The sequence below is a fragment of the Alteromonas sp. R7 genome (assembly GCF_055755235.1).
The window spans coordinates 190,249-208,977 of record NZ_JBVTQX010000008.1 but is presented as its reverse complement, the minus strand read 5'-3'; the positions used below and the strand labels follow the sequence as shown (position 1 = coordinate 208,977).

Annotated in this window: 10 protein-coding genes; 4 read left to right on the top strand and 6 right to left on the bottom strand. The window is 44.7% G+C overall.

The genetic code is table 11. The features are described 5' to 3' along the window. Positions 1-196: 196 nt before the first annotated feature. Positions 197-1,507 carry a helix-turn-helix domain-containing protein gene (locus tag AC0J2X_RS14550; RefSeq protein ID WP_014976290.1) on the bottom strand — a complete coding sequence of 437 codons (1,311 nt, stop codon included), beginning with the start codon at positions 1,505-1,507 and terminating at the stop codon, positions 197-199. A gap of 88 nt (positions 1,508-1,595) precedes the next feature. Then, the gene (locus tag AC0J2X_RS14545) at positions 1,596-2,507 is read right to left on the bottom strand and encodes a diguanylate cyclase domain-containing protein (RefSeq protein ID WP_014976289.1); all 912 of its coding nucleotides are present in this window, start codon (positions 2,505-2,507) and stop codon (positions 1,596-1,598) included. A 374-nt stretch (positions 2,508-2,881) separates the two neighbouring features. Between AC0J2X_RS14545 and AC0J2X_RS14540 the strand changes: the two genes are divergently transcribed. Further along, positions 2,882-5,587, top strand: coding sequence for a TonB-dependent receptor (locus tag AC0J2X_RS14540; RefSeq protein ID WP_472996165.1), 2,706 nt, complete (start codon positions 2,882-2,884; stop codon positions 5,585-5,587). 144 nt (positions 5,588-5,731) lie between these two features. Beyond that, positions 5,732-8,041 carry a phytase gene (locus AC0J2X_RS14535; RefSeq protein WP_472996164.1) on the top strand — a complete coding sequence of 770 codons (2,310 nt, stop codon included), beginning with the start codon at positions 5,732-5,734 and terminating at the stop codon, positions 8,039-8,041. Positions 8,042-8,244: 203 nt separating this feature from the next. On the opposite strand, the gene AC0J2X_RS14530 is transcribed toward AC0J2X_RS14535, so the two are convergent. The 3 genes from AC0J2X_RS14530 to AC0J2X_RS14520 all read right to left on the bottom strand — a co-directional run bounded on the left by AC0J2X_RS14530 (position 8,245) and on the right by AC0J2X_RS14520 (position 13,825). Further along, positions 8,245-8,664, bottom strand: coding sequence for a CBS domain-containing protein (locus tag AC0J2X_RS14530; protein WP_014949170.1), 420 nt, complete (start codon positions 8,662-8,664; stop codon positions 8,245-8,247). A gap of 180 nt (positions 8,665-8,844) precedes the next feature. Continuing rightward, positions 8,845-9,912: an isoaspartyl peptidase/L-asparaginase family protein gene (locus AC0J2X_RS14525; protein ID WP_472996163.1), complete on the bottom strand. Its 1,068-nt coding sequence runs from the start codon at positions 9,910-9,912 to the stop codon at positions 8,845-8,847. A gap of 148 nt (positions 9,913-10,060) precedes the next feature. Continuing rightward, positions 10,061-13,825 (bottom strand): ATP-binding protein, encoded by a 3,765-nt coding sequence (locus AC0J2X_RS14520; protein WP_472996162.1) that lies wholly within the window; start codon positions 13,823-13,825, stop codon positions 10,061-10,063. A gap of 241 nt (positions 13,826-14,066) precedes the next feature. Here AC0J2X_RS14520 and sbcB point away from each other — a divergent pair, with 241 nt between their 5' ends. Together sbcB and AC0J2X_RS14510 are read left to right on the top strand one after the other, a co-directional pair. After that, positions 14,067-15,497 carry an exodeoxyribonuclease I gene (sbcB, locus tag AC0J2X_RS14515; RefSeq protein ID WP_061485649.1) on the top strand — a complete coding sequence of 477 codons (1,431 nt, stop codon included), beginning with the start codon at positions 14,067-14,069 and terminating at the stop codon, positions 15,495-15,497. Between the two features lie 129 nt (positions 15,498-15,626). Next, entirely contained in the window at positions 15,627-17,282 is a 1,656-nt protein-coding gene (locus AC0J2X_RS14510) for a FapA family protein (RefSeq protein ID WP_014976276.1), read from the top strand. 19 nt (positions 17,283-17,301) lie between these two features. Here the strand turns inward: AC0J2X_RS14510 and AC0J2X_RS14505 are convergent, their stop codons facing one another. Beyond that, entirely contained in the window at positions 17,302-18,705 is a 1,404-nt protein-coding gene (locus AC0J2X_RS14505; protein ID WP_039227064.1) for a diguanylate cyclase, read from the bottom strand. Positions 18,706-18,729 lie beyond the last annotated feature (24 nt).

The following is an 18,729-nucleotide window of genomic DNA, read 5'->3' as shown; positions in this document are numbered from 1 at the left end:
ATTAACTCATCTGCACTGTGCCAGACGCTACGATTAGATTTCGAGTTATTACACGAGTGAAGCTACAACCATTTAGCCGTAGAACGCGACTGCCGCCTAGCTATTTTTCATAGCAGTGTTGCATAAATGTTTGGCATAAGTGTGTGGCATAGCTCTGTTACGTAGAAATATGGACAGGCGCTATCAGTCATTCACGTTAAATTCTAAGCTCGCTAGGGGTTTTACCTGTAAGCCGTTTTACCGTTCGTCGAAAGTTAGGTAAATCGTTAATGCCCATTGCATTGGCCGCCGTCTCGTTACTCACTTTGTGCACCGAAAGAAGTAAAAGTGCATGATTGCGCTGTACTTCCTCGCAGAGCGCGCGATAGCTAGTGCCGTACTCTTTTAGTTTCCGCTTTAGCGTAGCCACACTGACGTTTAAGGTTTCCGCTAATTCAGGAAATCCGATATTTGCTGCCTGTGTGTTGGAGGATGCATAAACATAACGCCTCACAAAATCAGGCAAAGACAAACGGTTTTGCAATTCAATAGAAACCCCTTCTTTTTTTTGCGTTGCGCTATTACTAACGATACCTTCCAGAGAAACATGTGACTCAGCAGAACAATCCGACTGAGCTGTTAGCTCCAAAGGTTGGCGTAATACGTCTTTCTCAATGCAAATACTGTTAAAAGCGCGATTAAACGATAACTTAAGCCCAAGGTGGGTTTCGTAATCAGCAATATTTCTTGGTCGACTCTCGGTAAAAGAGAAAGATAAACGAATTCGCTTATTCGCTATACTTTTCATAAGTGCAACAACGCTTGCGAATGCCATTTCAATGGAGAACTGAAGCTGTTTGCTGCTTACCACTGTAAACTGAGGCACTAACATTATTTGGTCTGCGTTTTCAAAACGCTGAAACTGACAGAGCGGTAGGCTACACCACCGGTATGTTTGGCGTTGAGTCAGCTGTAAAAGTAGCTGCTCTACATTTTCACATGCTTTGAGCGCATTAAGTGGACTAGATAGCCACTGCGAGGCGAAAGCTCCCCCCAGCAAAAAACTAACGTCGCCGCCTCTCGCCTGGCTTTGAACATTCACTAACAGCGATGAATATTGATTTATGCTTAATAGTGATTGGTGTTGCAACGCATCTTCAAAAATTCCTGTACCGCGCAAGAGCTTATTTTTATTCGCGCCACGAGAGAGCGCCACATTAAGAGCTGCCCTCACTAACCAATACCCAACTATTACTTTATCTTGGCTAGACATCACTACATGAGCACTACCAGCACTATCGATGACATCCATGCCTAGCTCATTAGCGTCATCTTTTACAGTGACACCCATGTGAAGCATATCAGCATCGCTTTTTACAGAGACACCCATGCCAAGCTCTTTAGCATCATCTTTTAGAGAGAAACCCACTCCAGAAAGACGAGTTGAATGACGGTACTCAGCACCTGCAATTGCAGCTTCGTCCTCAGAGTCTCGTAGTGCGTTTAGTCTTGGTAACATTAAATCCATAAGTTACTCGCTGCAGGCATCTTCATTCATCTTCACCCGTTACCCCTACCAATTACTATCGCCAAATACACTGACCAAACCGGCCTAATTACGCTGCGCTACCATGGGCACGCTCAAGTTCTAAGAGCATGGTGTTAAGCACTGTCGCAAGGCGTTGATTAGGTAACAAAGTCACTTGAGTACTGCGAGCGGTAGTGTAAATAGCGTTTGCATTTTGGCTGTGTCTAAACGCAAGGTGCTGAATGCTCACTTTGATATCGTTGAGGATAACGTCAGCCTGCATGGGCGAGACGTCAGGTATAAGAATAGCAAACCTATCACCGGCATAGCGGCACGCTAAATCTTGCTGACGCAAATTCATAATCACCAATTGCGCAATATCGTGCAGATACCTATCGCCTTCTGTATACCCATGCTTTTGGTTGAACAAAGAGAAGTTATTGATATCGATAATGGCGATGACAGCTGACTTGCCAGACTGCTGTAATTTATTAATTTGTGTTTTCCAATACTCTGCGCGGTAAAGCTGAGTGATGGGGTCGATAGCATCGTGATCGCGAAAGTCCCATTCTCTGCGTCGTAATTGCAAGTTTAACGCGCGCTGCTCTAGGTGCCACTGATACAGTGCCGCGGTCATTACTACCATACCCACAGCCGCAGGATAAGACTCAATCATGCTAAGCCAATAAGCCTCTTCAGGATAATGAAAAAACTCATCCAAAAAATCTAAACTAACTGAAAATAGAAAGAAGCCGAGCCCTACCGTGAGAAGGCTCGTTACTTTACCTGGGGGACGGCTGGCAAGCGCAGCTAGCATCCACGCCAAAGTTAAAAAAGCAATGCTTCCCTCTCCCACAATATCGAGGCCTGATATCACGGTGCTTTCTTTTGCATTGCCAAACATAAAAGCTAAACAAACCGCTAACGCCACTACGCAAAATGTAAATGCTAGCCAAAGCTTGTGATGCCTAAATTGTGTTGAATTTGTAAAGGTAAACATAGTGCTCTCTTTGGAAATCTCTTGAATTGGATACATCACGCGTTAGTCCGGCCACCGCCAGCGCTCATAACAAAACGAGAGTCTTGCCCAAATCTGATGAAACTGTCGAGGGTCAGTTTGGCTCAGCAATGTGACATCTTGATGGCAGCGAACTTTAGGAGCATAAAAAAAGACACACAAACCAAACAAAATCAGTAATTTAAGCAAGGGTCAATTTAGCTCAGCCAATTGCAAATAGGCGACAATTACCGATTGTGTACCGCTTGTTCCATCAAATCGTCATATAACTGTCATGCAGGATTCTTAGGGTACTCATTCACTTACTTAGCACTTATTCAAAACGCCTTTTTACTGCTTAATTAATTGGAAAATAAATGAAAATTAAAACCGCGTACTCTTCTCTAACACTTGCCTGCATAGCGGCAATGGGCCTTAGTGTCGCTATACCTGCTTCAGCTGCTGATGGCGTAATTATCGGTTCAGTAAAAGACGCCGCACAGACGCGCAGCTATACCGGTGCTCAAATTAAGCTTAAAGAATTAGGACTGGTTACTGAAGCAGGCACAGACGGTACATTCCGGTTTCCCTCTATTCCAGAGGGTACTTACACGCTAGAAATTTCTTATCTTGGTGAGGAAACGGTTACGCAAGCGATAAAAGTGACGGACAACGGCATTGCGCGCGCAGCCGTGGAGTTTGGCGGCGGCGATACCATCGATGAAATCTTGGTACGTGGTCAACGAAGCGGTCAGGCAAGTGCCATAAACCAGCAGCGAACGTCAGATCGTATTTCGTCTATTGTATCCGCAGATGCCATTGGACAATTTCCAGACCAAAATGCTGCTGAGTCGTTACAGCGTTTACCTGGCTTGTCAATTGAGCGAGATCAGGGTGAAGGTCGTTTCGTCGGCATACGCGGTATCGACCCCAACTTGAATAACGTAACCATTAACGGCTTGAATATTCCCTCGCCTGAATCAGGCGTACGTTCAGTAGCCCTTGACGTCATTCCCTCTGAACTCATCCAAACGTTAGAGGTATCTAAATCGGTAACGCCCGATATGGACGGAGACGCCATTGGTGGTTCAGTCGCGGTGAAAAGCGTGAGTGCGTTTGATAAGGCTCGAGATACCGCGAGCGTAACCGTGCAAGCCAGTCAAAATGATTTACGCGATGAAACCAGTCCAAAGCTTTCTGGTACGTTTACTAAGAAGCTTTCGCCCGAATGGGGGGTGGCTGGCGCCATTTCCTACTTTGACCGAGATTTTGGTTCAGACAATGTTGAAAGTAACGGTGACGATGAGCTTGAGCAACGTCACTACACGATCACTCGCGAACGTTTGGGTAGTGCGTTAAATATCGATTTTCGTCCTGACTTCAACAACCAATACTTTCTTCGCACACTTTACAGTGAGTTTTCTGACGACGAATACCGTCAAGGTAATATATTCACGTTCGATGGCGAAGACTCAGAAATAGAAAGAGAAAGTAAAGACCGCTTTGAAAGTCAGAGTATTTTTACTGTGGCGTTAGGTGGTGAACACCAATTAGATACCTGGAAAGCAAACTGGCAGCTCGGTTATGCAAAGTCTGATGAAGACGAGCCAGATGCACTGTATTACGTATTCAAAACCGAAAATGACAGTATCGACGCAGACTTAAATACTATGCGTCCAACCGTGTCACAAAACGCTGATGCCATGGACTTATCAACCTATGAAGTCGATGAGATCAGCTTTGAAGATAACTACACGAAAGATACCGAAACCAGTATTAAATTCGACGCCGCCCGCCCCATCAACCTTGGTGGCTATATCGGTGAGTTAAAAATTGGCTCGAAATACCGAAGCCGAGAAAAAGACCGCGACAGCAGCATCGCTATTTTTGATGGAGAATTCGACGACCTAGACGCTTCGCAATTCGGAGCTGCCAGTCCAGACTACTCTCATGATGACTTTGGGCCTGGGCTTAATCGAAGTGAAATGCGTAACTACTTTAACGAAAACCGCAAGAGCTTGGAATTAGACAGCCTAAATTCTGAAGTAGAGTCTCGTGGCGCGACCTATGTGAATGAAGAGGATATTTTTGCCGCTTATATCATGGGCAGTGTAGATATAAATAAACTTCATTTGGTAGCAGGGGTTCGCTATGAACGTACTGACTTTTCTACATCGGGTATGCGAGTAGAGCTTGTAGAAAACGAAGAAACTGACGTAGAAGAAGTGGTAAATACGCCATGGGAAGCAGAGCGCGACTACGATCATTGGTTACCCAGTGTAAATGCCAGATACACTGTTTCAGATAGACTTCAGCTTCGCGCTGCCTACACCCAAACTATTTCAAGACCAAAGTTTGAAGATGTAGCGGCATTTCAAATCATCGAGAGCAAAACAGAAGAAGATGATGGCGTATTTGTGACTGAACGAGAGGCGGAAGTTGGCAACCCTCACCTTCAACCTTACGAAGCACAAAACGTTGATTTGTCGATTGAATACTATCCAGGTGACATCGGTGTAATTTCAGCAGGGCTATTCTACAAGAATATCGATAACTTCGTTGTGTATGCTGATGTTGCAGATACAACCGGTTGGGAAGGTTTTGAAGAAGTCATACAGCCAATTAACGGCGACTCTGCCGATTTAACCGGCTTAGAACTTTCTTGGGTGAAAGCTTTCAATAACGGTTTTATTGTTTCCGCTAACGCTACCTTTACCGACTCAGAAGCAACTACCTTCTTGGATGGCGAAAAATTTGAAACCCAGTTACCAAATCAATCAGACCGTATTGGCAACATCACCATTGGGTACGAAGCGAATGACTTCAGTGTACGTCTAGCCACCACCTATAAAAGCGACAATTTCGAAGAGATTGATGGTGACATGCTCAGATTTGAAGACGACCACGTACAGGTTGATTTCATGGCGCGCTACTACATCAACGACAGCATGCAGGTGTATTTCAACGGCATCAACTTAGGTGACGAACCTTTCTACAACTATTTCGATACGCGCAACCAAAACGCTCAGTATGAAGAATACGGCCGCACGTTCGAACTTGGCTTTACTTGGCAGCTTAACTAGGCAGGTATATCGAAAGTTAATTATCGGGTTTGAAGGCCGTAGGTAGTATGGCCTTCAAACCTGCTCTTAATAATCTGTAAGCCATGTTTTAGTCGATGCGCTATGCATGGTTTGATCTCAGTAAGTTTCAGGACAATAACAACAATGACCAATCAGCGTCACACCAAAACAGTTTTTAAAACCACAATTACCACAGCGGCACTTTCAAGCGTACTTTTGACGTTGTTCGGTTGCGCAGCCTCTCACGATACTAATACCAGCGCAGATACCAGTGCGAATATCAAGTTAGCGCACAGCGAAAGCCAGTTAGTAAAAGCAGAAAGCCAAAGCATCGCATTACCGCTAACAAAGCTAAAAAATGGTTTAGGCCTAACTCTGCACTACCAAACGCACGCCGACCATTCTAACACCCAAAGCGCTTACAAAGACGCTTACAAAGACACCCATGCTAACAACACTAGCAAGGACGCCCGCGCCAACAACAAACATAAAGTTTACGATGACACCCACGCTATCAACATTAATGTTAACGAACATAAGGGTATTTCACTAAGTAACTCTGAAGGAAAAAAACACTTCATTGCGGGACATTACACCTTAGCACGTGCCGAAGTTGTGGAATCTAATTCAAAACAATGGGTGTCTTTAGTAGTGTTCAATAACAACACCCAGTACATAGAGGTGTATCGCATTAACGCCGCGTCTCTTGAGGTTTACCAACCGCAAACCCAGTTGACCAAAGGTTCTGAAGCCATTTGTGCTACAACATCAAGCGCTGGCGAACTGCAAATTGTTAATATCGATGCGACAGGCACATTGAATCAGTATGAATTTTACAACGGGCGCTTTTTATCGCTTAGAGACTTTGCGATAGGTCCAGGCATTAAAAGTTGCGCGATAAATGCCAACACCGAAACGCTATACCTTGCTGACGAATTTGCCGGTGTGTGGCAATTAGATACCGATATTGAAAGTGAGCTAGCAAAAACCCTTATTTTTCACGATCAAGATGTGGCCATTGAAGGTGTAGCCACCCTATCTTCAACAACGGTAGATGGCGTGGATATCGCTGCCTGGGTGAGTCCGGATGCCAGCGGGATATGGCTCAAAGCACCATGTCTTACGCAATTTGTCTCGCTAATAAATACGGCGAACGAAAGTAACTCAGCAGATCGCCAATTAAAAGCAACCGACAAGTCTACTTCTATTCAGCCTGAATTCGTTCACCTGTCGTTAAGTGAAGAAGGCTCACACATTTCTCTTGTTGTTGACGATGACGAATCAGGCGACATGTTTACTGCCGAGCTTCCTTCAAAACTAAGTGCAGCTACACTTAATCGACAATGCAGTACCGATTTTAAAGCTACCTCGCTAAAAGAAAATCACATGGAGAAGGCGTATACAAATAACAGCGCATCCCAACATGCAAACCTCACTATCAAGGTTAAACCCGATGTTGAAACTGACCCTGTGGAAAATCATGGCGACGCTGCTGACGACCCTGCCATATGGGTCAACTCGCACAGCGCTTCACAAAGCCGCATAATCGGCACCGACAAAAAAGGCGCATTAAATAGCTATGACTTAGCCGGCAAGCTAGTGCAAAGCCTTCCTGTTGGCAGAGTGAATAACGTTGATGTGGGATACAAGGTATCTGTGGCAGAAACCAAAGCTCGGCAAAGCGATACGCCACTTATCGATATCGCAGTGGCATCAAACCGGTCGAATAACAGTTTGTCTGTATTTGAAATAGATAAACGCGGTCATATGACTCAGCTTGGCCACATAAGCACTACACTCAATGATATATACGGCATGTGTCTGTTTGTGTCAGGCGGAATAGCTCATGTATTTGCTAACGACACCAGTGGCCGCTTCGAACGATATAGCGTGTCTATCTCCCCAGACAAAGCTGTTGATGGACATTTAACACAGTCCTTTTCACTTCCCTCACAGCCAGAAGGATGTGTTGTGGATACTAAAACGAGCACGGCATACTTAGGTGAGGAAGGTGCTGGGATTTGGGCCTTGGATATTACTTCAAACAGCAATCAGCCTCAGTTCATCGCTGAGATAGAAGCCCCGGTAGAAGCTGATATTGAAGGGCTGGCTCTGTTTGATGTAGATTCACAAACTTACCTAATCGCATCGAGTCAGGGTAATAACAGCTATGCTATCTATCACGTACACACTGAGAACCCTGAAGTCTTGGAACTGATGGGGCTTGTTCAAATTACGGCAGATAAAGCCACGCAAATTGACGGCGTGTCGGAAACAGATGGGCTTGATGTAACCAACGCTAACTTGGGAGGAAGGTTCACCGAAGGGCTTTGGGTAGTACAAGATGGAAGAAACGTCATGCCTAGCGAGACCCAAAACTTTAAGCTAGTTGCTGGTGTGTCACTTAAAGATGCGATCAGAAAATTAGCGAGCGCCAAGCGCGAACGCCACTGACACATGTAACGAATAATACGAAAAGTGAATAAATAAGAAGGAGGCGTTAAGCAAGTTAACGCCTCCTTTCTGGTATATGATAAATGCATGGCGTCGCACTAGCTTCTGGCCGTTCTAACCCAGCGCCGCATCTTCATTCATTACGCAACCTGCAGCGCTAAATCCTACCAAGCTAAATAAAAGTGCGTTATCCCAAACAACGTCTAACCCGCGCGCTGGTATCCATCATTCAATTGAACATCAATAGCCCGTAGCACTGCCGTTCGATTAATTGAGCCTAACAGTACCCCGTCATCATCAACAATGGGGTAAACTCTCGGCTTTTCCTTTAACAGTAATTGGGCTAACTCTATTACCGACATATAAGGTTTGATAGAAATTACAGGGGTTTTCATGATTTCCCCTACTCTACAAATTTGTTCGCGATAGTAGCTTGACGCGATCATTTGAGCGATGCAGTCTTGCTCAGACAAAAAGCCCACCACTCTACCTTTGCTATCGAGTACCGGACCCCCACTCTGCCCACTGGCTAATAACACTTCGACAGCCTGCGCAACGGGCATATCGACATTAAGCTTCACTGGGTGAGTATTCATATAATCACTGACTTGCAACGATTCCATTTTCAATTCTCCAGCCGTGGCGCCTAATGTGACCGATACTGCGACTTAATTGGCGTTACGGCACTTCAATTATTTTTAACCACATGTGAAAGCAATTTTCCCCCACACTTTAAGATTAGACGTTTCGTTGCATACAAGCCAGCAGATTTAACATTAAAATAACAAATAGTTTTTCAGAGATTAGTCTTTGTAAATTGCCACTTTCACTTTACCATTTATGTCAACGCTAGCGCGGTACATACCCGCAGAATTGAACGGCATAGCGACGTTACCTTTAGCGTCAATAGCAATCACACCGCCATCGCCACCGGCTTTAACAAGTACGTCGTTAACTACAGTGTTCGCAGCGTCGTTTAACGTTAAACCCTGGTACTTCATTCGCGCACAAATATCTGCTGCCACGTTGTATCGAATAAAATATTCACCATGTCCTGTGGCCGATACCGCGCAGCTTTCATTGTCGGCATAGGTCCCCGCTCCAATAACAGGCGAGTCTCCAATACGTCCATACCGTTTAGCCGTCATTCCGCCAGTGGATGTTCCCGCGACAATGTTGCCCTCTCGGTCCAATACTACTGCTCCAACAGTGCCAAAGCGCTCATTGCCTTGCTGCGAACCGTAACCACTCGAGACCTGTTGCATACGTGCTTTCGCTTTATCTAAAGCCTGTTTGCGAAACTCGGTATCAAAAACGGTGTTGTCTACCTGTTCAAGGCCGTTTTCTTTTGCGTAATCTTCAGCGCCTCTCCCAGAAAGCATAACGTGTGGAGATTCATTCATTACCAATAACGCAGCCTCTATTGGGCTTCTTATTGTTTTCACCCCCGCAACAGCACCTGCATTTTTACTGCCGCCGTGCATTATCGACGCATCAAGCTCGTGCTCACCGTCGAAGGTATATACCGCACCTATGCCAGCATTAAACAATGGCGAGCTTTCAAGAATTTTGATGGTTTCTACTACCGCAACCTCACCTTTTTCACCTTTCTGCAACAACGCGTAGCCATGCTGCACCGCTTGGGTTAATACGCTTTTATAGTCCGCTTCTTTTTCTGGCGTCATCGATGATTTTAAAATGGTTCCTGCACCGCCATGAATAGCGATAGCTACGGGTGTTTTTCCTAATTGTTTGGAATCATCCGCTAATGCTGGAACACTCGTAATGGCAAACGATGCAGCAAGCGCGCCTATTGCATACAGTGCATGTCGAACTTTATTCGGCTGGCGAAAAATACGAGATGGGTTCAAAAGCTTTACTCCTAATAGCTACGTTTTACGTGCGCGCATAATCTGTGAGATGGTTTGAGTACAGATTTCTAGAATCAATTCAACGCGCTCTGTTGATGCGATTTTTACGCGACCTTAGACGTAAGATGACACAATTAGCTTAGGTAGGCTAGGCTACCTCGAGGATCTCTAAGAAAGTATTAAGATCATCGGTGATGGAAGGGAGTAGCGCTTCAGCGTCTTCCCACTTTTTCGCCTTTGACAATTCCCATAAGCTCTCAAAGTCTCGTTGTAACTGTACGGCACCAATATCTGCAGACATACCTTTGAGCTTCAATGAAAGCACCTGAACCTTTTCGAAGTCTCGACTATCAACAGCCTGCTGCAGTAATTTAAGCTTGTCAGGCGCGCTTCTGGAATACAGGTCGCAGACACGAGAAAATAGCGCTTTATCGCCCATTATCCGAGCAATGGCATCGTCTTTTTCCCAACATCCATCAAGCCCCTCTGAATTGTTTTCATCAACTTGAGTTTGATTGACGTTATCAATTTCAGCCTCCTTCTCCGAGCCCTCGCGAGCGGCAATATCATTAGCTATTTTCGCATTCTGTAACGCGGGATCTATTTCTACTCCAGCCTCTGTTCTTGAATCCGATAGCGTGTCGCAGTCCATTTCTTTTGAGATGGCACTCAACAAACTGTCAACCAGTGGAGGTTCGCTGGCAGTGATTCCGGTACTTGACCTCGTATCAGTATCGTTAAGCTCTGCACTTGCTAATGCCGTTATTTGATGCACTAACCATTGTTTCACTTTAGGAATAAGTACATCGGCCATGACAGGCTTTGTCGCAAAGTCGTCCATACCTGCCTCTAAACATTTCTCTTTTTCGCCGAGCATGGCATTGGCTGTCATGGCAATTATAGGTACATCTTTGTGCATCGCTCCTGCCTTACCTTCTCGTATGGCTCGGGTAGCGTCATAACCATTCATATTAGGCATCTGACAATCCATCAATATGCTGTGAATTCTGCGGCCTTTGCTTTCACATTTCGTCAAGAACGCCACAACTTCCTCACCATCGCTGCAGGTAAACAATTTAACAGGTAAACTTTCCAGCACTCCCTTCGCCACCTCGCGATTGATCATATTGTCATCAACTATCAATAAGTTGGCATTCTCAATAGACAATTGCTGCTCAGTATCGTCTGCTGCCTCTTCACCGTCTGAGATGTCCTCAGCTTTCCCTTTACCCGATGAGATATCTGACTGGTTTAATGTATATCCCGACAGCGCAGCGTCTAACCCTTGTTGGACAATTGCAAAACTCGACCTGAATAATGGCTTTGGCAAGTAAAGCGGCACAAGGTGATTGAAGTGGAAAGGTGTCCCTTCTAGTTTTTGAAGAATATAAACCACAGGTAACGAACCAGCGTCTTTAGTGGCAGCTTGTGCCTGCCATATATCATCTAGCTCACGAATGAGTGAACTGGCCTCATCCACAATAATGGCATTAAATTGCGTCCAAGGTACTGTTCCTAACTCAGAATGCTTACCTATTACTTGCGGCTCTGCACCGACGTGTAAGGCTAAACAACAGATGTTTTCCTCTAAAGGTGGATAACTTGCAGAAACACCGATTGTGATCCCGTTAAGCAGCATACTTTCGTTTTCCACCGCCATTTTATGCTCGAACGCGCTGTCGTAAGTTGTTTCAGGAAGTGTAACGAAAAATGAGAAGGTGCTGCCAATGTCAACTTCAGAGTTGAACGTAATGTCTCCTCCCATAAGCTGGCTCAATTGCTTGCAGATAGACAAGCCAAGTCCGGTACCTCCGTATTGGGTAGCAACAGATGCATCAGCCTGCGTAAACGCGGTAAACAGTTTGGGCTGATTTTCTTGTGCTATCCCTACGCCCGTGTCACATACGCTGAAATGAAGTTGTTGTGTCCCCGCATCTACATCACTTAACGATGCTTGTAGCTTTATATGCCCTTCTTCAGTGAATTTAATAGCATTGTTCAATAAATTACTAAGAATTTGGTTGATTCTGTGTGGATCTGAGTTTATTTCCACGGGGGGAAGACCTGTTGTGTCAACAAGAAGCTGTAGTCCTTTAGAAGCTGCTTTAACGGTAAAGACCTTGGCGATAGACTCGATAAGTGCAAGCGGGTCAAAATATTGATTATTAATATCAAGCTTGCCCGCTTCAATTTTAGACAAGTCGAGAACGTCGTTAATCAGCACGCTGAGATTGTTGCAGCTAATTTCCATCATGGAAACAAGCTGTTCAGCTTTCTCATTAAGGGGCTGACGCTTAAGTAGCGCCAACGAGCCAACTACCCCGTTTAACGGTGTTCTCATTTCATGGCTAATATTAGAAATAAAAGAGCTTTTAACACTGCTCGCTTTTCGCGCCTCTTGCGTCGCTTCAACAAGTTCTTTCGTCCTGCTTACCACTTTTTCTTCAAGCTTCAGGTTTACCCTTTCTATCGCGTCTTTTGCCTTGCGTTCGTCGGTCACATCTCTAATTACAACAGCAACGCCTGAAAACTGTGACTGTTCACCCCAAATGGTAGATGCGGTTATAAGTAGCGTGTGCTCTTCTTTTTCGTCATCGGTGTAAGGGGTTGTAAAGGTACTTTGCTTTCCGCCTTTGGTGAGAACCGATTCAAGCCCTAATAGAGAAAGCTCCTCAAATGACGAATAGTGATGATTTAAAATAAGCTGGCTTGGGATCCCAAAAAGTGACTCGGCTGCCATATTCCAACTTTTCACCACGCCAGCAGAATCTACGCTGAAAATCGCATCTTTAGATATAGCGATAATAGCAACGGACTCACCGCGCACCTTAGCCAGCTCAATGTTTTTACTGTTACTTCGGTGTACGAAGAGTAAAACGCTTACAAAAATTAGCGTAACTACCCCAATTACACTGTAAACGCTAATCCTCTTCTCATTGATAAGGGCTGCCACTTCTGACTGAGACAATGCCGTATGAAGAAAAAACGGGGCGGTTTGCTGATTTCCGTTTATCGTAAAAGCACGAGTGACCGTATACAAAGATGAGTTTGTCTGTGCGGTCTGTTTAATTTTAGCCCTGCCTATTTTCGAAGAGCTTTCGAACTCGCTCGCCCAATTCACCATAGGATTTAAATCTCTGGAGAAGGACTTATCACTGTCTGGATGACTGACAAAAAAGCCTTCACTGTCGGTAACAAATAGCAATTGATTGCCGACAAGCGTTTGTTCCATTTGCGACAGTAGAAACTGGGCGTTTACATTCATGATTATAAAACCATAACGCTCACCAGAGCTGCTGAAGATTGGAAGAGAAAGGCGAATAACGCTTTTATAAGGAAACTCGAGCTTCCCATATTCACGATTCAAATTGATATCTGAAATATAAAACTCGCCCTTATTGCGCTTAACACTCTCTATGAAGTAACTTCTCGCTGCTTTAGGTTGTAAATCGTTGTCCTTAACTACTAAAACACTTCCCCCGTTTCTTTCCACCCGAATAAACTCGCTTCCATCCTCATTGGCTTGAATGATTCTTAATTGGTCGACTTCTTCGTTATTTTCGATAAAAGCAACGAAAATCGTTTCTAGTCGCTGCTTCCACTGTTCCAACGTCGTACCGTCTTTGGGGTCTAGATTTTCATTTTCAGTCGCGCGGACGATGCCGCTTATAGGTGGTGTCTGATGTAGAAAGTTAAGCGCATTGATATACTTTCTCACCTGAGAGTTTGCAGCATTTTCAGCACTGGCGGCACTCTCTTCTAATGCCGTGAAAGTTTGAGATTCAGCCGTCGCTTTGATATTACTTTCGAACAAACCAACAACAAGTACAACAAGCACTGTTGCAAGTACTAACGCTAAGCCTAAAGTACTCTTAGCTTCACTGATGGATGAACTGGATTTAAGGAACGACAAACAGGCAATATCCGTATAAATTTTGATAACTTAAAGCTAGTCATCATTTTGTTAATGCGCAAGTTTCGCGCGATACATCAAAACGCAAAATACTCAAAAAAAGACAATGATTAACGCGTTTTTTTAAGTCTTGCCGATGGCTAACAAATAAATCACTGTTCATATTAACGCCAGCATTTGGTATTCAATTTCTCGCGGTGTACACTGCCATCAATATTTCTCTAACATCGCAATAGTGGTTATGCACGCACCTACGTTTTTGTGGCACGATTTTGAAACCTTTGGCACCAGCCCACAAAAAGATCTCCCCTGCCAATTCGCTGCAGTAAGAACTGATATGGATTTAAATGTGATTGGTAAACCCATAAATATCATGAGCGCCATTGCGAATGATTATTTACCACATCCAGAAGCGTGTTTGGTGACCGGCATAACACCGCAGCAAACCATTCGCGACGGTTCTAACGAAGCTGACTTCGCGGCGCGAATTTATCAGGAAATGTCGACGCCAAATACCTGTAGTGTGGGCTTTAATAGTATCCGATTCGACGATGAAGTTTCCCGCTACCTGTTTTATAGAAACTTTTACGACCCATATTCACGTGAATGGCGAAATGGAAATAGCCGTTGGGATATAATCGATTTAGCGCGAGCGTGCTATGCGCTGAGACCCGATGGTATTAATTGGCCACGCCGAGAAGATGGTGCACCAAGCTTTAAACTTGAGGCGTTAACTGCAGCTAATAATATTGGCCACGAAAACGCTCACGATGCTTTGAGTGACGTCTACGCCACAATAGCCCTTGCTAAACTGATAAAAGAAAAGCAGCCTCGCCTTTTCGATTATGCGCTGTCATTACGCAGTAAACACACGGTTATGCAGCAAATTGATCTCACTAAACCATCGGTATTGCTTCATATCTCGTCTAAACTCCCAGCCTCTCAAGGCTGTTGCACTTGGGTTATGCCTGTGGCAAAGCACCCAACCAACAACAATGCATTTATCGCTATTGATTTATCGCATGACATTGACAGTTTAGTGAATGACACACCAGAAGAGATTAGACAGGCGCTTTATGCCCCGGCAGATACATTTGACGATGCGTTAGAAAGACCAGGGCTTAAGCTCATTCACGTCAACCGCTCGCCGTTTATTACCACAGCTAAAGCAATGACAGAAGACAATGCCGCACGACTAGGACTGGATCGCGAGCGCTGCTTAGACAATTACAAAGTACTTGCCAGTATGCCCGAACTCGCCACTAAAATCGTAGATGTCTATGATGACGACATTCAAAGTGGTGAACTGGATATAGATCACGCGCTATATAGTGGTGGGTTTCTTAATGACGAAGACAGAAGGTGGTGTGAGCGTGTAATTGAAGCACAGCCCGATGATTTAGCCACTCTGAGTGAAAAAACACAGCACGAAGGGCTCAGAAAGCAGCTATTTCGATACCGCGCTAGAAATTATCCTAATACACTGACCGCAGATGAAATGACCAGGTGGCAGCATCATCGCCAAGCTCGCTTGACTGATTCAGCTTTTCACGGCTCAATCACATTAGAAAACTATATGATGCGGTTGGAATCATTGGCGCATGAACACAGCGACAATCCTGAGAAGCAGGCCATATTACGCGCACTTTACCAATATGCCGAAAACCTTTGACGGGCGTTTTAGAACGCCTTAAATTAGTAGATGAAAAAAAAATAGATAGGCCGAGAACAAGTCAACGTCAAGTAATCGATAGATGCCGCCGATAAAAAGAATACACGTGCGCAAGGGAATAAAGAAGTTATGAATGGCGTAACAATAAGCTTCGATAAATCAAGAACCTACATTAACTTACAGTTAAATCCGTCTGATTTCACGTCAGAAGTTGATAGTAGGGAAATAAGAAAGCAACTAGAGAGCGGTGAAACTAAGCGGCTGTATGTTTCTGAAAAAGCGTTAAAGTCGGCCTGTGATACAGCTAATCATTATTTTAAGACGGGTGATAGCACTGTTGTTCAGGAACGCATTGGCGAGCGCAAAAATGCTGAAATTGAATTTCGCATTCCCGAGGATGGGATGCAAGCGAACCTTGTGCTGACCACACCCTATGGCGGTAAACTTCCCTCATTAAGTACCGTTAAATCTCTAGCAGTAAAAAACAGAATCATACGTGGCTTAAGCACCAAAACCATTGAATCTATGCTTACCCAAGCAAGGCAGTCTCCTCCAGGCACAGTACTAGAGCAAATTGTCGCGAAGGGCCTACCAGCTAGAAATGGCAAAAACTCAAAATTTATTCCCCTGGTACCAAACGCACTTGAAAGGGTGTTAAAACCCCAGACGGGTGATGGCGAGCGCGTGGACATGCGTAATTTAGGCGAAGTAATTTGCGTTAAAGTGAACACGCCTGTGCTGAGAAGAACCGAGCCAACTCAGGGCCGTTCTGGCTTCGATATCAAAGGGAATAAAATTCCAGCCGTTGCGGGCGAATGGGTTAACTTTAAAATGGGCAGCGGCACCGTGGTGTCCGACAGCGACGCCAATTTATTAATGTCTGCAATTTCTGGTATGCCGAAATACCGAGACCAGATAATGAACATTGACGATACCTTCATTTGTAGCGGCGTGAACGTAGGCTCTGGGCACGTGAATTACGAAGGTGCAGTATTGGTAAACGGCGACGTTACAGAGAAAATGCAAATCAAGGCCGCTGGTGATGTAACCATTAACGGCTTTGTGGAGTCGGCGTATATCGAGTCTGGCGGCGACATCATCATTACCGAAGGCGCGATGGGAAAAGTTAACGATACCCAAGGTGAATTCCAATGCCAACTAGTCGCAGCCGGCAGTATCCACGTTCAACACGGTCAAGGCATTGATATACAATGTAGCGGTAATATTACCGTTGGTCGTCAGTTGGCGTATAGTCGCCTGCGTTGCGGCGGCGCAGTCATAGTTGGACAAATTGATAAGCCCATGGGAAATCTATTTGCTTGTGACATTATCAGCCAAGATCGCGTTGAAGCTGGCACTTTAGGCGCTGTATCTGGCAGTACGTTGAAAGTTGATTTTAGCCCGGGCTTTAACCAACTGTTAGAGCGCAAAGACTCTTTAGATGAATTGTTGAAGCAAATTCGCGAAAACAATCTTAAACACAAAGAAAAAATTAACCTTATTCAAGGTAAGAAAGTACCTAAAGAGCTTCAACGTAAAGTAGCTGAAGCGTTAGAGCTTTTTAATAATGAGAGCGCATTGCTGGAGTGGCTTGAAAACAAAGCCAACGATGTTAAAGCAGCAAAAGAAAACTACCAATCAGATATAAAACTTATCGCAAACAAACGTCTTTATCCGGGGGTCTCGGCGAAGCTTAATAACCGTAACTGGCGTTCTGAGCGAGAATACGACAGGGCGCAAATTCGTTACGATTCGCACCAATGGCACTACGACCCTTTAATTTAGCCGAACTAGTTCACTGAAGTTACTGTGCTACAGTTACGTTGCCATACCCTTGGCGCTTTGACTGGTACAGTGCCTTCATGGTGCGTTCAAACCACTCTGTGAATTCCTCAGACTCCCTGAGCTCAGATAAACCCATGGCCGTTTTAAAGCTCTCGACAAGCGAGTGATGGGTAGAAATGCAGTCTAACAATCTGTCTGCAAGGTTTTTAGCTGCGTTTAACTCGGTTTGAGGGCACAAGATAATGAACTGTTCACCGCTAAAACGCGAAACAACATCGACTTCTCGAACGGTATTTAGACAATTCGTTGCCACGGCTTTTAGCGCCTCTTCTTTAGCCGAGGGCTCAATTGAATCTCTGTCATCGCTTACAGGGGTTAGTTCGATAACAATTAACGAAGCCGTAGTGTGAAATCGATGGAAACGTGAGATTTCTTCTTCCGCACGCTGGATCATATGATTGCGGTTATATAGCCCAGTTACCGTGTCGTGAGCAGACAAAAAAGCAAGGGTCTTGTTCTTTTCTAACAAGGTTGCTTGTAACGCACCTATTTCCTCGTTTTTCTGGTTAATAATACGCTTGTAGCCGCTAACGTTTCTATTTCTAAAAGTAAAAAGCAAGAAAACTAAAATGACAATTGCGGTGCTCAAAACCATAACGACATAGTTACGACTATAGCGAACTTGGACATTATTCCACTGCTTATAAATTTCTACCTTTCGCGTTTCTGGGATACGCTCAATGGCAAAGTTAAGCTTGTCCACCAGGTGGCCATAGGTTTTGTTCACACCAAAAGCTAATGAGTCGAAGGGCTCGGCGTAACCAACAATATTGAGGTCTTTCAGCTTCAAATTATTGATGTGCATATTCACGCTCATTAATGAGCCCACCATTACATCAAACTCATCATTCGCCAGCTGCTTTAGCCCTTCTTCTTCAGACGGAATAAGCTTTAAACGTAACCCCGGATAGTGTCGTGAAATATATTCAACTTGGCGATAACCCTGAACAATCCCTACTACTCGATTTCCCACTCCAGCGTAGCCTTGTATCATTGGCATACCAGACTTAGCCACCAGCACATTGGGCGCTTCAAAATACGGCACACTAAAGTCGAGGAACTGCTTTCGATAGTCGGAAGTATTTAGCATGGGGATAACTTGGCACTTCCCCTGCTGAACGTACTCTAGGCTCTGTTGCCAGCTCTCAGTGGGCACTAGGGTAAACGTTAACTCAGATATTTCAGCAATAAGCTGCATATATTGGGCAGAAATCCCCACATGGATACCGTTTCTGATTGCTTCGTAAGGCGCCCAGTTAGGATCTATACAGTACGTTACATTATTAGATTGTTCAGATGCCGCCTTTTGACCAGCTTCTGCTTGTAGGAGCGCGCTAAAACAACTCGCTCCTACAAACAACATGGTACAAAGCAGATATTTTCTTAT